Source organism: Caulobacter hibisci (assembly GCF_016135805.1).
Taxonomy (GTDB): Bacteria; Pseudomonadota; Alphaproteobacteria; order Caulobacterales; family Caulobacteraceae; genus Caulobacter; species Caulobacter hibisci.
This window is the reverse complement of sequence record NZ_JADWOX010000024.1, coordinates 25579-40651: the sequence shown is the minus strand read 5'-3', so window position 1 is coordinate 40651 and position 15073 is coordinate 25579. Positions and strand designations below refer to the sequence as shown.

The 15073-nt window shown below is 68.7% G+C and carries 12 protein-coding genes; 10 read left to right on the top strand and 2 right to left on the bottom strand.

Annotation, left to right across the window (positions count from 1 at the left end; translation table 11 throughout):
* Nucleotides 1–204 precede the first annotated feature (204 nt).
* The 5 genes from I4Q42_RS23430 to I4Q42_RS23410 all read left to right on the top strand — a co-directional run bounded on the left by I4Q42_RS23430 (nt 205) and on the right by I4Q42_RS23410 (nt 4655).
* Entirely contained in the window at nt 205–879 is a 675-nt protein-coding gene (locus I4Q42_RS23430; RefSeq protein WP_198578515.1) for a TetR/AcrR family transcriptional regulator, read from the top strand.
* 78 nt (nt 880–957) lie between these two features.
* Nucleotides 958–1851, top strand: a complete 894-nt coding sequence (locus tag I4Q42_RS23425; protein WP_198578514.1) for an SMP-30/gluconolactonase/LRE family protein — start codon at nt 958–960, stop codon at nt 1849–1851.
* Between the two features lie 2 nt (nt 1852–1853).
* Nucleotides 1854–3059, top strand: a complete 1206-nt coding sequence (locus I4Q42_RS23420; protein ID WP_198578513.1) for a serine hydrolase domain-containing protein — start codon at nt 1854–1856, stop codon at nt 3057–3059.
* Nucleotides 3056–4228, top strand: coding sequence for an aromatic ring-hydroxylating dioxygenase subunit alpha (locus tag I4Q42_RS23415; protein WP_198578512.1), 1173 nt, complete (start codon nt 3056–3058; stop codon nt 4226–4228). The genes I4Q42_RS23420 and I4Q42_RS23415 overlap by 4 nt, the downstream gene beginning before the upstream one ends.
* A 4-nt stretch (nt 4229–4232) precedes the next feature.
* Nucleotides 4233–4655, top strand: a complete 423-nt coding sequence (locus I4Q42_RS23410; protein ID WP_198578511.1) for a DUF2141 domain-containing protein — start codon at nt 4233–4235, stop codon at nt 4653–4655.
* Between the two features lie 165 nt (nt 4656–4820).
* Here I4Q42_RS23410 and I4Q42_RS23405 read toward each other — a convergent pair whose 3' ends face one another.
* Nucleotides 4821–5738: a hydroxymethylglutaryl-CoA lyase gene (locus I4Q42_RS23405; RefSeq protein ID WP_198578510.1), complete on the bottom strand. Its 918-nt coding sequence runs from the start codon at nt 5736–5738 to the stop codon at nt 4821–4823.
* Between the two features lie 221 nt (nt 5739–5959).
* Between I4Q42_RS23405 and I4Q42_RS23400 the strand changes: the two genes are divergently transcribed.
* The 5 genes from I4Q42_RS23400 to I4Q42_RS23380 all read left to right on the top strand — a co-directional run bounded on the left by I4Q42_RS23400 (nt 5960) and on the right by I4Q42_RS23380 (nt 14571).
* The gene (locus I4Q42_RS23400) at nt 5960–8404 is read left to right on the top strand and encodes a TonB-dependent receptor (protein WP_198578509.1); all 2445 of its coding nucleotides are present in this window, start codon (nt 5960–5962) and stop codon (nt 8402–8404) included.
* Nucleotides 8405–8546: 142 nt separating this feature from the next.
* Nucleotides 8547–10616, top strand: a complete 2070-nt coding sequence (locus I4Q42_RS23395) for a hydantoinase/oxoprolinase family protein (protein WP_198578508.1) — start codon at nt 8547–8549, stop codon at nt 10614–10616.
* A gap of 3 nt (nt 10617–10619) precedes the next feature.
* Nucleotides 10620–12503: a hydantoinase B/oxoprolinase family protein gene (locus tag I4Q42_RS23390; RefSeq protein WP_198578507.1), complete on the top strand. Its 1884-nt coding sequence runs from the start codon at nt 10620–10622 to the stop codon at nt 12501–12503.
* 12 nt (nt 12504–12515) lie between these two features.
* Nucleotides 12516–13709: a CaiB/BaiF CoA transferase family protein gene (locus tag I4Q42_RS23385; RefSeq protein WP_198578506.1), complete on the top strand. Its 1194-nt coding sequence runs from the start codon at nt 12516–12518 to the stop codon at nt 13707–13709.
* A 223-nt stretch (nt 13710–13932) separates the two neighbouring features.
* Nucleotides 13933–14571 carry an isochorismatase family protein gene (locus I4Q42_RS23380; RefSeq protein WP_198578505.1) on the top strand — a complete coding sequence of 213 codons (639 nt, stop codon included), beginning with the start codon at nt 13933–13935 and terminating at the stop codon, nt 14569–14571.
* On the opposite strand, the gene I4Q42_RS23375 is transcribed toward I4Q42_RS23380, so the two are convergent.
* Nucleotides 14568–15008, bottom strand: a complete 441-nt coding sequence (locus I4Q42_RS23375; protein ID WP_198578504.1) for a hypothetical protein — start codon at nt 15006–15008, stop codon at nt 14568–14570. The two genes, I4Q42_RS23380 and I4Q42_RS23375, sit on opposite strands and share 4 nt — an antisense overlap.
* Nucleotides 15009–15073 lie beyond the last annotated feature (65 nt).

Below are 15073 nucleotides of genomic sequence, written 5' to 3'. Positions count from 1 at the left end.
GACCAAAAGCGTAAGAGCGCTCGCGCTCGCACAATAGATATTCATCGCCGACTTGGTCATGACTCCCCTCTTCAAATCTTGACCACACCCCGCCGCGTTCCCCGCGACTGTTCCCCGCCGGTCAAGATGATGGAGCCGGACCAATACAGGTCTTGCGATAAAGCGTTTGTCCGTCCATCGGATAGGAGTTCAGGAAAGTACGCCATGCTGTCAGAGATCGCCGCCGCGCCCAAGCCTCGACAATCACGTCGGATCGCCACCGAAGCGGCCATCGTGGAGGCTTTTGGGCGTCTTATGGAGCGTGGAAGCGTCCACGACGCGGGTGTCAACGCCCTAATCAAGGAAGCCGGCGTAGGCAAGAAACAAATCTATGACTATTTCGGCGGCCTCGGCGGCGTGGCCGACGCCTGGGTGCGGCGGACCGGTATCTGGCCGCGCCTGACCGACATGCTCGATGAGTCGCTCGACGCCTTCCACCAGCGGCCGGCCATGGAGCGCCTGCGCATGCTGGTGCGGGCCTACGCCTCGACCCTGCGCGCCCATCCGGCCGTCGCCACCATCATGGCGGGCGAATTCGCCGGCCCGCCGGAACTGCGCGACGCGGTCACCGCGGTCCGCATCCGCATATGGGAAGAGTACGAGCGGCTGTTCATCGGCCAGCGCAGCGAGGACAAGGAACTGCTCGCCGTGGCCATGACCATGCTGTCGGCCGTCTCCTACATAGGCATGCGCGCGAAGTTCGAACCGAACTTCTTCGGATTCGACTTGCAGGACGACGCGGCCTGGGACCAAGTTTCCGGCATGCTCGACCACGTTATGGGTCGCTATCAGACCGGCGTTGAGGTGGCGGCTGATCGCCAGGCGAACAACGCCGAATAGAAAATTGACCGATCGGTCCCTTTTGGAAAATCTCCGAGCCTCCCGCCATCCGCGGGACTGACCGATGCGGAGAGCTTCATGTTCGGCGACCCCCTGTCCCTTCCCGTCAAACCCCAGGCGGGAGACCTTTGGGTGGCCGCGACGGTGGTCACCGACCACCAGCTGAAGCTGGGGCTTTCGCGCATCCTGCTGCTGGGCCCCGACCTGCAGCAGAAAGCCGCCCTGCACACGGGCGACTTCGGCATGGTCTCGGGCATCGCGGTGAATCCCCGCACCGGCGAACTCAACGCCCTGGACCCCTTCGCCCGCAACGTCACCCGCATCGACGCCGAGGGCCGCCGCGTCCCCGGCCAGGCCTCGCTTCTCCCCGGTCGGGGCCTGGGCTCGATGGTGTTCCTGCCCGACGGCGGCGCGCTGGCCGGCGAGCACCTCTCCGGCCTCGCCCCGCCCTTCACCGGCGAGGGCCGCCTGGTGCGCTTCGACGCCGACGGCCGCGTGGTGCGCTTCTATCGCCCCGAGTATCATGGCGGCGTCATGGGCTTCCTCGGCATCACCCACCTGGCCCTGCTGTCGGACGGCAAGACCGTGGCCTACGTCTCCGAGACCGGCCACACCGTGTTCCGCTACGACATCGAGGCCGACGCCCAGCTGCCGCCGCTCTATGTCCGCACCGATCCGCCGGGCATGGTGTTCGGCCTGGCGACCGCGCCCAACGACGACGTGCTGGTCAGCTGCGGCAACGAAGTGCGCCGCGTGGCTCAGGACGGTTCGGTGGTCCGCACCTACGCCGTGCCGGAAGGCCGCGGCTGGTCGTTCCTGCGCGCCACCGACGACGGCGCCCACTTCTGGGCCGGCGACTTCTTCTCGGGCCAACTGGCCAAGATCGCGCTGGACAGCGGCGAGACCGTCGCCAGCGTCAAGCTCGACATCCCGTTCGGCGTCACGTCCATCGCCGAAGTAAAGGCGGCCTGACCGTGAAGAAGCGCAAGATCCTGCTGGCGGGTCTGGGCGTCGTGGTCCTGGCGGGCGCGGCGACCTACGCCTCCGCGCCGCTGTACTGGAGCCGCTACTTCCGCGCCCTGACGGTCAATCCGTTGGAGCCGCCGATCGACTGGTACAAGCCGGTCGCCGTGGTCAAGGGCGCGCCCGGCGCGGCCCTGCCGAAGACGACCCCGCAGGCGGCCGGGATCGACCCCGCCGCCCTGACCGCCGCCGCCGACTATGCCGGCGTCCGCAAGACCGACGCCCTGATCGTCGTCAAGGACGGGGCGGTCGTCTACGAGCGCTACTGGAACGGCGTCGGCCCCAGTTCGCGGATGAAGGCCCACTCCTTCACCAAGACCATGACCGGCATGCTGGTCGGGGCCGCGATCGCCGACGGCAAGATCAAGTCGGTCGACCAGCCGGCCGCCGACTTCATCACCGAATGGCGCGGCGACGAGCGTTCGAAGATCACCATCCGCGACCTCCTGCAGATGTCGTCGGGCCTGGCGGCGCCGGACTATTCCTACGCGCCGTGGTCCAGCACCATCCGCACCTTCCTATCGCCGGATCTGGCCAAGGACAATCTGGGCCTCAAGGCGACCCACCCGCCGGGCACGGTGTTCGGCCACCACAACCCCGACCCGGTGGCGCTGAGCGTCATCGTCGAGCGGGCCACCGGCAAGACCTTCGCCGCCTACATGTCGGAAAAGCTGTTCGCGCCGCTCGGCATGCATGACGGCCAGCTGTGGCTGGCCAAGGAAGGGGGCCTCGCCCACGGCGACTGCTGCCTGGTCTCGCAGGTGCAGGACTGGATGCGCGTCGGGATCATGCTGGCCAATGGCGGTTCGTTCGAGGGCAAGCAGGTGCTGCCGGCCTCGTACGTCGAAGCCATGAGCGCACCAGGCAAGGCCAATCCGGGCTATGGCTTCCAGATCTGGCGCGGCCGCCCCTACGCGGCCGACCGCATCTATACGCCCGAGCGCCCCGACAAGAGCAGCAAGTCGGCCGAACCGATCGCCGCGGAAGACGCCATCTTCCTCGACGGCTGGGGCAAGCGCCGCCTCTGGATCGTGCCTTCCCAGAAACTGGTGATCCTGCGCGACGGCGTTGACCTCGACGACTGGGACGACACCAAGATACCCAATCTCATCCTCCGCGGACTCACCCCCGCCCCGCAGCCGGAGAAGACGCCATGATCAAGAACCAGTGGTACGTGGCAGACTACAGCGACGAGATCCCCAACGGCGGCCACAAGCGGGTGAAGATGCTGGGCCTGGAGTTCGTGGTGTTCCGCGACTCCAAGGGCAAGGTCAGCTGCCTGTCGGACGTCTGCATCCACCGCGGCGCGTCGCTGGGCAGCGGCATGGTCGTCGATGACGCCATCGAGTGCCCCTATCACGGCTGGCGCTTCAACGGCGGCGGCAAGTGCGTGAAGATCCCGTCGCAGGATCCCGAGACCAAGATCCCGCCGCGCGCCAAGATCGACTCCTATCCCGTGCAGGAGAAGTACGGGATGATCTGGGTGTTCATGGGCGACCTGCCCGAGGCCGAGCGCCCGCCCCTGCCGCCCTTCCCCGAGTTCGAGGATCCGGCCTGGCGCTGCATCCGCGGCACCTATGAGTGGAAGGCCAACTACGCCCGCATCACCGAGAACGGCATCGACCCCTCGCACGCGGCCTTCGTCCACCCGAGCTTCGGCGACAAGGACGCCCCGCAGGTGCACGAGTTCACCCTCGAGCAGGACGAGTACTCGGCCTATGCCGAGCTGAAGTTCATCCCGCCCGAGTACAAGGGCATGTGGAAGTTCTTCCGCAAGGCCAAGCGCAGCATGGTCACGGTGCGCAACGGCTTCCACGTCTCGGGCGCCCACGTGCGGATCCAGATCCGCCCGACCCCGACCTGGTCGACGGTGATCTTCGACGTCAACACGCCGATCGACGAGACCACCACGATCACCCGCTGGATCATGGCCCGCAACTTCCTGACCCAGAAGATCTGGGACGGCGACAGCCGCCGCCGCACCCTGCGCATCTTCGAGCAGGACCGCGTGATCATGGAGAAGATCTGCCCCGAGCTGCTGCCCGTCTATCTGCACGAGGAAGTCAGCGTGAAGTCGGACGGCATCATGGTGGCCTGGCGCAACAAGCGCCGCGAGCTGATCGAGAAGGGCTGGGCGCTGGACGTCGACGCCATGGAGCGTGACATCCAGGGCAAGCGGGCGATGGTCATCCCCTCGCCCGACCGCGCCGATCCCAAGCTGGCCAAGGACTTCCTGCTGAAGACCGTGCCGCTGGTCGATGGCGACCGGGTGCGCTCGGAGGCCCTGAAGCAGCGCCACGGCGCCGCTCCGGCGGCCGCGGAGTAGATCGGTGAAGAGCGTGAGAACGAGCATCCTCGCCTTCTTCGCCGCGCTGGCCGCCACGGGAGTCGCGAATGCGGCTTCCGTGGAGGTTCGCGTCTCGGGCGTCGCCAACGCCAAGGGCCAGATCGTCGTGTCGGCCTGCGACAAGGCCACCTTCCTGAAGACCTGCCCCTACAACGTGAAGGTCCCGGCCGCTCTGGGCGCGGTGACGGCCAAGATCGCCAACCTGCCGCCCGGCAGCTGGTCGTTCCTGGCCTTCCACGACCAGGACGGCGACGGCGTGATGAAGAAGACCGCCCTGGGCCTGCCCGCCGACGGCGTGGGACTGTCCCGCGATCCGAAAGCCCGCTTCGGCCCGCCGAAGTTCGACGACTCGGCGGTGGAGGTCGGCGCGGGCGGAGCGAGCGTCAGCATCGGTCTGAAATACTGATCCTTCTCCCCTTGCGGGAGAAGGTGTCGGCGTCAGCCGACGGATGAGGGGTCGCACAGACCTGAAACGCCGCGACAGCCGAAAGGCCCGTCGCGGCGTTTGCTTTTGAGAGACCCCTCATCCGACATCCTTCGGATGCCACCTTCTCCCGCAAGGGGAGAAGGATCAGGGCTGAGGAAATCCCCCCGCCTTCGACACCATGCCCGGCAGCGCCGGCGCGCCCAGCACGCCCTTGAGCCAGCCGGCCGTCTCGATCAGGGCCGGCAGGTCCAGCCCCGTGGCCACGCCCATCCGCGCGAACATGTAGGCCAGGTCTTCGGTCGGCACGTTTCCGGTCGCCGCCGGGGCGAAGGGGCAGCCGCCGATGCCGCCGATCGAGGCGTCCAGGCTGGCCACGCCCGATCGCCAGGCGGCGAAGGCGTTGGCCAGGCCCGTGTTGCGGGTGTTGTGGAAGTGGGCGCGCAGCACCGCGCCGGGCGCCACGGCGCGGACCGCGCCGAAGCGGGTCTCGACCGACAGCGGGTCGCCCACGCCGATGGTGTCGGCCAGGGTGATCTCGGTGACGCCGTAGCCGGCCAGCTCGGCGGCGATGCGCGCCACCTGCTCGACCGCCACCTCGCCCTCGAACGGACAGCCGAAGGCCGCCGCGATGGTGACGCCGAGCTTCAGCCCGGCCTGGCGCGCGACCTGCGGCGCCTCGGAAATCTGCCGCAGGGTCTCATACACCGGGACACCCTGGTTGCGGACGTTGAAGGTCTCGCTGGCCACCACGACGAAATTGACCTCGTCGACATCGGCGGCGATGGCGCGGTCGAGGCCCCGGCGGTTCAGCACCAGGCCGATCAGCGACACGCCTCGGGCCCGCAAGTCCTGCTGGCCGCGCAGCCGGGCCATCACCTCGTCGGCGTCGGCCATCTGCGGCACGGCGCGTGGATTGACGAAGCTGACCGCCTCGACGCGGCGGGCGCCGGCTTCGACGGCCTTCAGCACCAGGGCGGCCTTGTCGGCGGACGAGACCATCGCCTTCTCGTTCTGCAGCCCGTCGCGGGGCGACACCTCGACGATCTCGATGCGGGTGGTCATGACGCGTGTTCCTCGACGCCCGCGAGGCGGGCAGGCATGGCGCGCGAGCATGCGCGGCGGCGCCTCCGAAACCAGCGCCCCGCCCCCGGCGCCCGACAGGCGGGGAGCCCGCGCGGCCGCGCAGCGAACGCCGGTACGCGGCGCAAGCTCGCCGGATCAACGAGGGGAGCTGATCAATGATAACTGCCGGAAAAACACGCGCCGTCTTCGCGGGCGCATCCATGCTGGCCATGCTGTGGGCCGGCGCCGCGTCCGCCCAGGACCAGTCGACCGCCGTCGACGAACTGATCGTTACCGCCCGCCAGCGCTCCGAAAGCCTGCGCGACGTGCCCGCCGCCGTCTCGGCCCTGGGCCAGGCGACGCTGGAGGCCGCCGGGGTCGCCCGCGCCGCCGACTTCGTGGCCCTGACGCCCGGCGTCAGCCTGGTGCAGGCCGCCGAACAGGGCGACGCCCAGGTCAATATCCGCGGCGTCAACAGCGCCCGCGACGCCCAGGCCTCGTTCGCCTTCGTCATCGACGGCGTGCAGATGGCCAATCCCGCCGCCTTCAACCGCGAATTCTCGGACCTGCGCCAGATCGAGGTGGTCAAGGGCCCGCAGGGCGCGGTCTACGGCCGCAACGCCGCCGCCGGCGCGATCATCGTCTCCACCGTCGAGCCGGGCGAGGAGTTCGAGGGCTCGGCCAAGCTCAGCGTCGGCAACCGCGAAAGCTTCGCCGGCGACGTGCGCGTGGCCGGTCCCCTCACCGACAAGCTGTCGGGCAGCCTGTCGGCCGACTGGCGCAAGACCGACGGCTTCTACGACAGCGAATCCGGTACGGGCGCCGTCGACCGCTTCAAGGGCTACAACTTCAACGGCCGCCTCGTGGCGCGGCTGGACGAGAAGACCAAGCTCGACTTCAAGGCCCGCTACGGCGAGCTGACGGCCGGCTCGATCGCCTACAACGCCGTCTTCGCCCTGCCCTCGTTCGCCTCGGTGCTGGCCACGCCGTCCTACTACGAGGACGTCAAAGACCACGACTTCGCCTTCCAGAACAACGTGCCGCACACCAACCGGCAGCAGGCCTTCGAGGCCTCGGCCAAGCTGGAGCGCGACCTCGGCTTCGCCACCCTGACGGCCTGGACGCTCTATTCCGACATCGACAACGACCTGATCGCCGACGGCACCTCGGCTTCGTTCGGCTTCTTCAACGCCAGCGCCTCGTGCGCGGCCTCGATCGCGGCGCTGAACGCCCGGGGCGTCACCCTGCCCGCGCCGCAGTATCTGGGCAGCACGGCCGCCGGCTCGTTCTTCGGCCCCTACACGCCCACGACCTGCGACGGCTACCAGTACCAGAAGCGCGACCAGAGCGACCTGTCGGGCGAGCTGCGCCTGACCTCGCGCTCGGACCAGCCCCTACGCTGGATGGTCGGGACCTACGCCCTGCACATCGACCGCGAGGTCGGCGTGGCCACGGGCCTGGACGGCGGCGGCGAGGTTCCCCGCGCCCTCTACGTGCCCTCGTCCTCGGCCTATTCGACCGAGCAGCTCTATTGGGACGACTTCAAGAGCGATGTGGCCGCCGTGTTCGGCCAGCTGGCCTATGACGTCACGCCCACCCTCGAAGGCTCGCTGGCCCTGCGCTACGACCGCGAAGAGCGCAAGGTCCACAACCTGGTGCCCACCGCCGCGCGCACCAAATATATCGACTTCAACGGCCCGCCCTATACCGGCGGCGCGGCCCTGAACCCGGGCCTCGACACCACGATCAATCCGGGCGGCATCAAGGACCAAAAAAAGACCTACGACCAGGTCCAGCCCAAGGTCGCCGTGCGCTGGAAGGCCAGCCCCGACTGGACGCTGTATGGCGACTGGGGCGTGGGCTTCAAGTCGGGCGGCTTCAACAGCCAGGGCAGCGCCGCGACCGTGAACCTGTTCATCAACCCGGTGCGCACGGCGGCCGGCTACAAGCCGGTGACCATCCGCGACGACTTCGACAAGGAAGTCTCCAGCAGCTTCGAGATCGGGGCCAAGGGCCGGATGTTCGACGGCCACCTGACCATCGACGCCGCCGCCTATCACACCGACGTCGACGACATGCAGTTCTTCGAGTTCTTCGTCGGCCCGTTCGGCCTGCTGCGCGTGGTGTCCAACATCGACGAGGTGCGGATCCAGGGCGCCGAGCTTGGCCTGCGCTACAAGGCGACCTCCAACCTGATCCTCGAAGCCTCGGGCGCCTATACCGACAGCAAGATCCAGAAGAACAGCGTGCGGCCCGACACCGTCGGCAACGAGTCGCCCTACACGCCGCGCTACACTTGGAACCTGGCGGCCGACTACACCCACCCGCTGCCCGACAATCTGTCGCTGCACCTGCGGGCCGACGTGCGCGGCACGGGACCGACCTGGTTCCACGTCGTGCAGGGCCAGGACAACCCAACCGTCTTCGAGCTGAGCTACGGGGCGCTGGGCCGGGCCAACTACGCCAAGAGCCGCCGCGACGCCTACACCACGCTCGACCTGCGGGCCGGCCTGGAGACCGATACCTGGAGCGTCACGGCCTTCGGCAAGAACATCACCGACGAGCAATACCTGACCGAGGTGATCCCGGCGCCTGAGTTCGGCGGCTCGTTCGCCTCGCCGGCGGCGGGCGCGACCTGGGGCGTCGAGCTCGCCGTGAAGTTCTGAGGACTTCGAAGGGCGGCGCCCGCACAGCGGTGAAACCCCGCCCCCGATCCGGCGCGCGTCGCCCGATCGGGGGAATGTCGTCTCAATAGGCGTCGCGTCGCCGTTCCTGGGGGACGGCGACGCGCCAGCAAAGAGGCTGACGATGGGTTACCGATTGGGCGTGGACGTAGGCGGGACCTTTACCGACCTGCTGTTGCTGAACGAGGCGACGGGGGACTTCTGGCGACACAAGACGCCGTCGACCCCGCATGACAGCTCGGTCGGCGTGATGACCGGCGTCAACGCGGTCTGCGAGAAGGCCGGGGTCAAGCCGTCGGACGTTGACGTCTTCCTGCACGGCACCACCGTGGCCACCAACGCCGTGCTCGAGGGCAAGGGCGCCCGGGTCGGCCTGGTGACCACCGAAGGCTACCACCAGGTGATGCAGATCGCCCGCTCGCTGGTGCCCGGCGGTCTGGCCGCCTGGATCATCTGGCCCAAGCCCGAGCCGCTGGCGAAGCTGGAAGACACGGTCGAGATCAAGGGCCGCATCGATGCGGCGGGCAAGGAAATCCGCCCGCTCGACGAGGCCGACGCCCGCGCCCAGCTGACCAAGCTGAAGGAACAGGGCGTCGAGGCGGTGACCATCGCCCTGATGAACGCCTACCTGAACGGCTCGCACGAGCGCCGCGTGGCCGAGCTGGCTGCCGAAATCCTGCCGGGCGTGCTGGTGTCGCTGTCGCACGAGGTCCTGCCGGAGATGCAGGAATACGAGCGCACCCTGACCACCGTCGCCAACGCTTCCGTGCGCCCCGTCGTTTCCAAGTACGTCAAGAACCTGCGCGACAAGCTGCGCGGCCTCGACATGCAGGGCCGCATCGCCCTGCTGCGCTCAGACGGCGGCCTGATGTCGTCGGAGAAGTCCGAAGAGCATCCCGTCAGCCTGCTGATGTCGGGTCCCGCCGGCGGCGTCACCGGCGCCCTGTGGGTGGCCCGCAATTCGGGCCTGAAGAACATCCTCACGCTGGACGTCGGCGGCACCTCGACCGACGTGGCCCTGATCGAGAACGGCGAGCCGCGCCGCGTGCGCACCACCGACGTCGGCCACCTCACGGTCCGCGCCTCGTCGCTGGACGTGAAGACGGTCGGCGCCGGCGGCGGCTCGATCGCCAAGGTTCCGGAACTGACCCGCGCCCTGCGCGTCGGCCCCGAGTCGGCCGGAGCCGCGCCGGGTCCGGCCGCCTACGGCAAGGGCGGAACCGCCCCCACCGTCACCGACGCCAACGTCGTGCTCGGCTACCTGCCGGAAGACCTGCTGGGCGGCGCCTTCAAGCTGGACCGCGAAGCCGCCCGCACGGCGGTGCAGACCATCGCCGACGCCCTGGGCATCGACCTCTATGAGGCCGCCCGCGGCATAATCGACATCGTCAACGAGAACATGTTCGGCGCGCTGCGCATGATCTCGGTGCAGCAGGGCTACGACCCGCGCGACTTCGCCCTGATGGGCTTCGGCGGCGCCGGCCCCTTGCACGTCAACGCCGTGGCCAAGCTGATGGGCTCCTGGCCGGCCGTGTCGCCGGTCTCGCCCGGCGTGCTCTGCGCCCTGGGCGACGCCACGACCCGCATGCGCACCGAAACCGCCCGCTCCTATTCCAAGCGGATTTCGGCGGCGACCGAGACCGAGGTGCTGTCGTTCTTCAACGAGATGGACGCGCAGATCCGCGCCACCCTGAAGGCCGACGGCGTCGCCGACGCCGAGATCGAGACCAGCTTCGAGATCGACATCCGCTATCACGGCCAGGCCTTCGAGGTGCCGATGGTCGTGACCCTGGACATGCTGAACGCCGGCGGCCTGGCCCGTCTGGCGGCCGCCTTCGACGAAGAGCACCGTCGCCTGTTCACGTTCAACATGGACGCCGAGCATGAGTTCGTGAACCTGCGCGCCGTGGCCGTGGGCAAGGTCCAGGAAATCCCGACGCTCGAGATCGAGAAGGGCGACGGCGATCCGTCGCGCGCCAAGATCCGCGACCACGAGGTCTGGGCCGACGGCGGCATGAAGCCGGCCGCCATCTACGACCGCTCCAAGCTCCGCGCCGGCGACCGCATCCCGGGTCCGGCGATCATCACCGAGATGGATTCGACCACCCTGGTGCTGCCCGACTGCGAAGCCGTCGTCGACGTCTACGGCGTCATCCTGATCAACCCGACTTCAAACGTCCTTGGGGAGGCCTGAGCCATGCCCGCGCGCATCCTGGAAACCAATTCCACGCCCTTCGGCAAGGTCGCCGTCGATCCGGTGACGCTCGACATCATCGAGAACGCCCTGCGCAACGCCCGCGTCGAGATGGACGCCACCCTGTTCCGCACCGCGCTGTCGCCCGGCATCCGCGAGCAGGGCGACGCCTTTCCGCTGATCGCCGACCGCGACGGCCGCATGGTGGTGGGCCAGTTCGGCTCGTTCATCGACGGCTTCCTCAAGGGCTATGACGGCGAGATCGAGGAAGGCGACATCATCCTCGTCAACGACCCCTATTCGGTCGAAGGCGCCATCAGCCACACCTCGGACCAGCTGTGCATCGCGCCGATCTTCCGCGACGGCCGGCTGATCGCCTGGTCGGCGATGTTCGGCCACATGACCGATGTCGGCGGCAAGGTGCCCGGCTCGCTGCCCACCGACGCCAACTCGATCTTCGAGGAAGGCTTCCGCCTGCCGCCGGTGAAGCTGTACCGCAAGGGCGAGCTGCAGAGCGACATCGTCCGCATCGCCGCCCACCAGTCGCGCATGCCCGAGTGGTTCAAGGCCGACCTGCACGCCATCGTCGCCTCGTGCCGCGTGGCCGGCCGCCGGGTGGTCGAGATCTGCGAACGCTTCGGCGACGACGTCTTCAACTCGGCCCTGACCGAGCTTCTGGCCCGCAACCATCGCGCCATGGCCCACCTGATCTCGACCGCGATCGGCGAACAGCCGGTGTCGTTCGAGGACTACATCTGCGACGACGGCAAGGGCGCTGGCCCGTTCAAGATCAAGTGCACCATGTGGCGCGAGGGCGGCAAGGTGGTGCTCGACTTCGACGGCACCGATCCGCAGTCGGAAAGCTCGATCAACTTCCTGCTGAACGAGAACATGTTCAAGATGTTCTTCGGCATCTACATGATCATGGTCTTCGACCCGCAGATCCTGTTCAACGACGGCTTCTACGACCTCGTCGACGTGCGGATCCCGGAAGGCAGCCTGCTGAAGCCGAAGTTCCCGGCCGCCCTGTCCTGCCGCACCCACGCCCTGGGCCGCATCTTCGACGTGCTGGGCGCGCTGCTCGGCCAAAAGACCCCGGAATTCCTGTGCGCCGCCGGCTTCTCGAGCTCGCCGCACCTGATGTTCTCGGGCTTCGACGGCAAGGGCGAGTGGTTCCAGCTGTTCCAGATCGGCTTCGGCGGCATTCCGGGCCGTCCGTTCGGCGACGGCGCCGACGGCCACTCGCTGTGGCCGGGCTTCACTAACGTGCCGAACGAGTTCCTGGAACGCTACTTCCCGATGATCATCGAGCGCTACGAGAGCGTGGCCGACAGCGGCGGCGCCGGGCGCTTCCGGGGCGGCAACGGCATCCACATGACCTACAAGTTCACGGAAGCCGGCACGATCGCCATCCACGACGACCGCTGGTTCGTGCCGCCGTGGGGCGTCAACGGCGGCGCCCCGGGCGCCCGCTCGTGGAAGCGCCTCGACAAGGCCAATGGCGAGAGCCTCGCCCTGCCCTCCAAGTGCGACGGCGTCCAGGTCGACAAGGGCGACCTGCTGCACTTCGTCACCTGGGGCGGCGGCGGCTGGGGCGACCCGCTGGAGCGCGAGGTCGAGCTGGTCGAGCTGGAGGTCGCGCGCGGCCTGGTCAGCGCCGAGGGCGCCAAGCGCTACGGCGTGGTGCTGGACGCCGCCGGCAAGGTCGATGCGGCCGCCACCGAGGCCCTCCGGGCCAAGATCCGCGCCGAACGCGGCCCGCTGGAAGTGTTCGATCGCGGTCCGTCGCTCGACGAGCTGCGCGCCTCGTGCCTGGCCGACACCGGCCTGCCCGCGCCGCGTCCGCCCGTGTGGCGCAACGCGCCGCTGGCCCTGGCGGCGGAGTAGGTCGTAAGCGTCATGACGGTTGAAAACACCGGTCCCCTCAAGGGCCTGCGCGTCGTCGAGATGGGCCAGCTGATCGCTGGTCCCTTCTGCGGCCAGTTGCTGGGCGACATGGGCGCGGACGTCATCAAGATCGAGCCGCCCGGCAAGGGCGACCCGATGCGCGACTGGGGCCGCGGCGACTATCCGCTGTGGTGGGAGGTCGTGGCCCGCAACAAGCGCACGGTCTCGGCCAATCTGCGCGTGCCCGAAGGCCAGGCCCTGGCCCGCAAGCTGATCGCCACGGCCGACATCCTCATCGAGAACTTCCGGCCGGGCACGCTGGAGGGCTGGGGCCTGTCGCCCGAGACCCTGCACGCCGAGAACCCGGGCCTGATCATCGTGCGGGTGTCGGGCTACGGCCAGACCGGTCCCTATGCCGACCGGGCGGGCTTTGGCGGCATCGGCGAGGCCATGGGCGGCTGGCGCCACATCGTCGGCGATCCCGACCGCGCGCCCTCGCGCATGGGCATCTCGATCGGCGACGCCCTGGCGGCGACCTACGGGTGCCTGGGCGCCCTCGCCGCCCTGCGCCACCGCGACGCCACCGGCCAGGGCCAGGTGGTCGACAGCTCGCTCTACGAGGCGGTGCTGCAGGTGATGGAGAGCCTGGTCCCCGACTACAAGGTCATGGGCTACATCCGCGAGCGCTCGGGCTCGGTGCTGCCCGGCATCGCGCCGTCGAACGTCTATCACTGCAAGGACGGCGACTACCTGATCGCCGCCAACCAGGACACGGTGTTCGGTCGCCTGTGCAAGGCCATGGGCCAGCCCGAGCTCGCCCAGCACCCCGACTACGTCAACCACGTCAACCGCGGCCGCAACATGAAGGCGCTGGACGCCCTCATCGAGGCCTGGACCAAGACCCTGACGGTCGACGAGGTCGAGGCCAAGATGATCGAGGCCGGCGTGCCGGCCGGAAAGATCTATCGCGCGCCCGAGATGCTGGCCGATCCGCACTTCGCGGCCCGGGAGTCGATCGTCACGCTCGACCACCCGCGCTGGGGCGAGCTGCCGATGCAGAACGTCATGCCCAAGCTGTCCAAGACCCCCGGCGTCGTCCGCGCCATCGCCTCGCAGGCGGTGGGCCAGGACAACGGCGCGGTCTGGGGCGAGCTGGGAATCTCGGAGAGCGAGCTGAAGGCCTTCGCCGAGCAGGGGGTGGTCTAGCGACCACGCGAAAACCTCGTCCCCTAGGGCCGTGCCTGCACGGCCCGCCCAAGGGCATGCTTCGACAAGCTCAGGATGAGGTTTTCTACTGCAATCGCCTACGATCCTGCGGCCTGCAAATTGGTCCTCATCCTGAGCCTGTCGAAGGACGAGGACCACGCACCGCGCGCTCAACAATGGTCAGCTTGGATCCCCGCCCTGCGCGGGGATGCACGGAGTAGAAATGGCTGAAGACCTGGACGCGGACTACCACAAGGCCGGCTTCGGCGGTCGCCTGGCCTTCGGCAAGAGCCCGGCCCTGCTGATCATCGACGTGGTCGACGCCTATCTGCTGCCGGACTCGCCGCTCTATGCCGGCGTCGAGGCGGCCCTGGCCAGCAACGCCCGCCTGCTGCAGGCGGCGCGCAAGGCGGGCATCCCGGTGATCCTGACCAACGTCGTCTACCAGGCCGGCGTCGGCGGCCGCGACGGCGGGGTGTTCTATCGCAAGGTGCCGGCCCTGAAGGCCTTCCAGGAAGGCTCGCCGCTGGGCGCCTTCCCGAAAGAGATAACCCCGATCGAGGGCGAGATCGTACTGTCCAAGCAGTACGCCTCGGCCTTCTTCGGCACGCCGCTGGCCTCGACCCTGCGGGCCATGGGCGTCGACACCGTGGTCATGGGCGGCTTTTCGACCAGCGGCTGCGTGCGGGCCAGCGCGCTGGACGCCCTGCAGCACGGCTTCATCCCGTTCGTGGTGCGCGAAGCCTCCGGCGACCGCGACGAGCGCGTGCAGGAAGCCAACCTCTTCGACCTGCAAGCCAAGTACGCCGAGGTGGTGTCAGAAGCCGACGCCCTGGAGCTGATCGCCGGCGCGGCCGGTTAGCGCCGCCAGACGGCCGCCAACTGGTCGTAGCCGACTTCGCCGCCGCACGCCTCCAGCGCGACCGGCGAGCGATCACCCGTGGCCAGGGCCTTGCCGCAGGCCAGGTTCACCAGCGCCTGGCTCGGCGTGATGTCGTAGCGCGGCACGAAGATCATCGAGACCCGGCCCGGCTTGCCGTTCAGGCCGGCGATATAGGTCGTGATCGGCGTGGAGCCGCGCGTTCTGGTCGCCGCGCTGCGCAGGCGAAAGGACTCCATCGGGTCACGCTCTACGCCGCCCTGGCCGTATTCGTAGAGCAAGGCCAGGCTCAGCTGGGCGGCGCCGTCGTTGCGGTCGGCGCGCTCGCGCAGCAGCTCCGGAGAGGTGGTCAGCGCGGTCCGCAGGGGCCCGAGACTGGCGCGCCGCGCTTCCGGCGTGGACGCGCACGCCGTCAGCACGCCTATCGCCATGCAAAGCGCGACCGTTCGCTCGACCCGGTTCGACATCGCGAGCCTCCACCCGG

Excerpts from the sequence above, each read along its gene's own strand:
- I4Q42_RS23400 (WP_198578509.1), top strand. The coding sequence starts at position 5,960 with ATGCTGGCCATGCTGTGGGCCGGCGCCGCGTCCGCCCAGGACCAGTCG.
- I4Q42_RS23415 (WP_198578512.1), top strand. The coding sequence starts at position 3,056 with ATGATCAAGAACCAGTGGTACGTGGCAGACTACAGCGACGAGATCCCC.
- I4Q42_RS23395 (WP_198578508.1), top strand. The coding sequence starts at position 8,547 with ATGGGTTACCGATTGGGCGTGGACGTAGGCGGGACCTTTACCGACCTG.
- I4Q42_RS23380 (WP_198578505.1), top strand. The coding sequence starts at position 13,933 with ATGGCTGAAGACCTGGACGCGGACTACCACAAGGCCGGCTTCGGCGGT.
- I4Q42_RS23385 (WP_198578506.1), top strand. The coding sequence starts at position 12,516 with ATGACGGTTGAAAACACCGGTCCCCTCAAGGGCCTGCGCGTCGTCGAG.
- I4Q42_RS23405 (WP_198578510.1), bottom strand. The coding sequence starts at position 5,738 with ATGACCACCCGCATCGAGATCGTCGAGGTGTCGCCCCGCGACGGGCTG.
- I4Q42_RS23425 (WP_198578514.1), top strand. The coding sequence starts at position 958 with ATGTTCGGCGACCCCCTGTCCCTTCCCGTCAAACCCCAGGCGGGAGAC.
- I4Q42_RS23430 (WP_198578515.1), top strand. The coding sequence starts at position 205 with ATGCTGTCAGAGATCGCCGCCGCGCCCAAGCCTCGACAATCACGTCGG.
- I4Q42_RS23390 (WP_198578507.1), top strand. The coding sequence starts at position 10,620 with ATGCCCGCGCGCATCCTGGAAACCAATTCCACGCCCTTCGGCAAGGTC.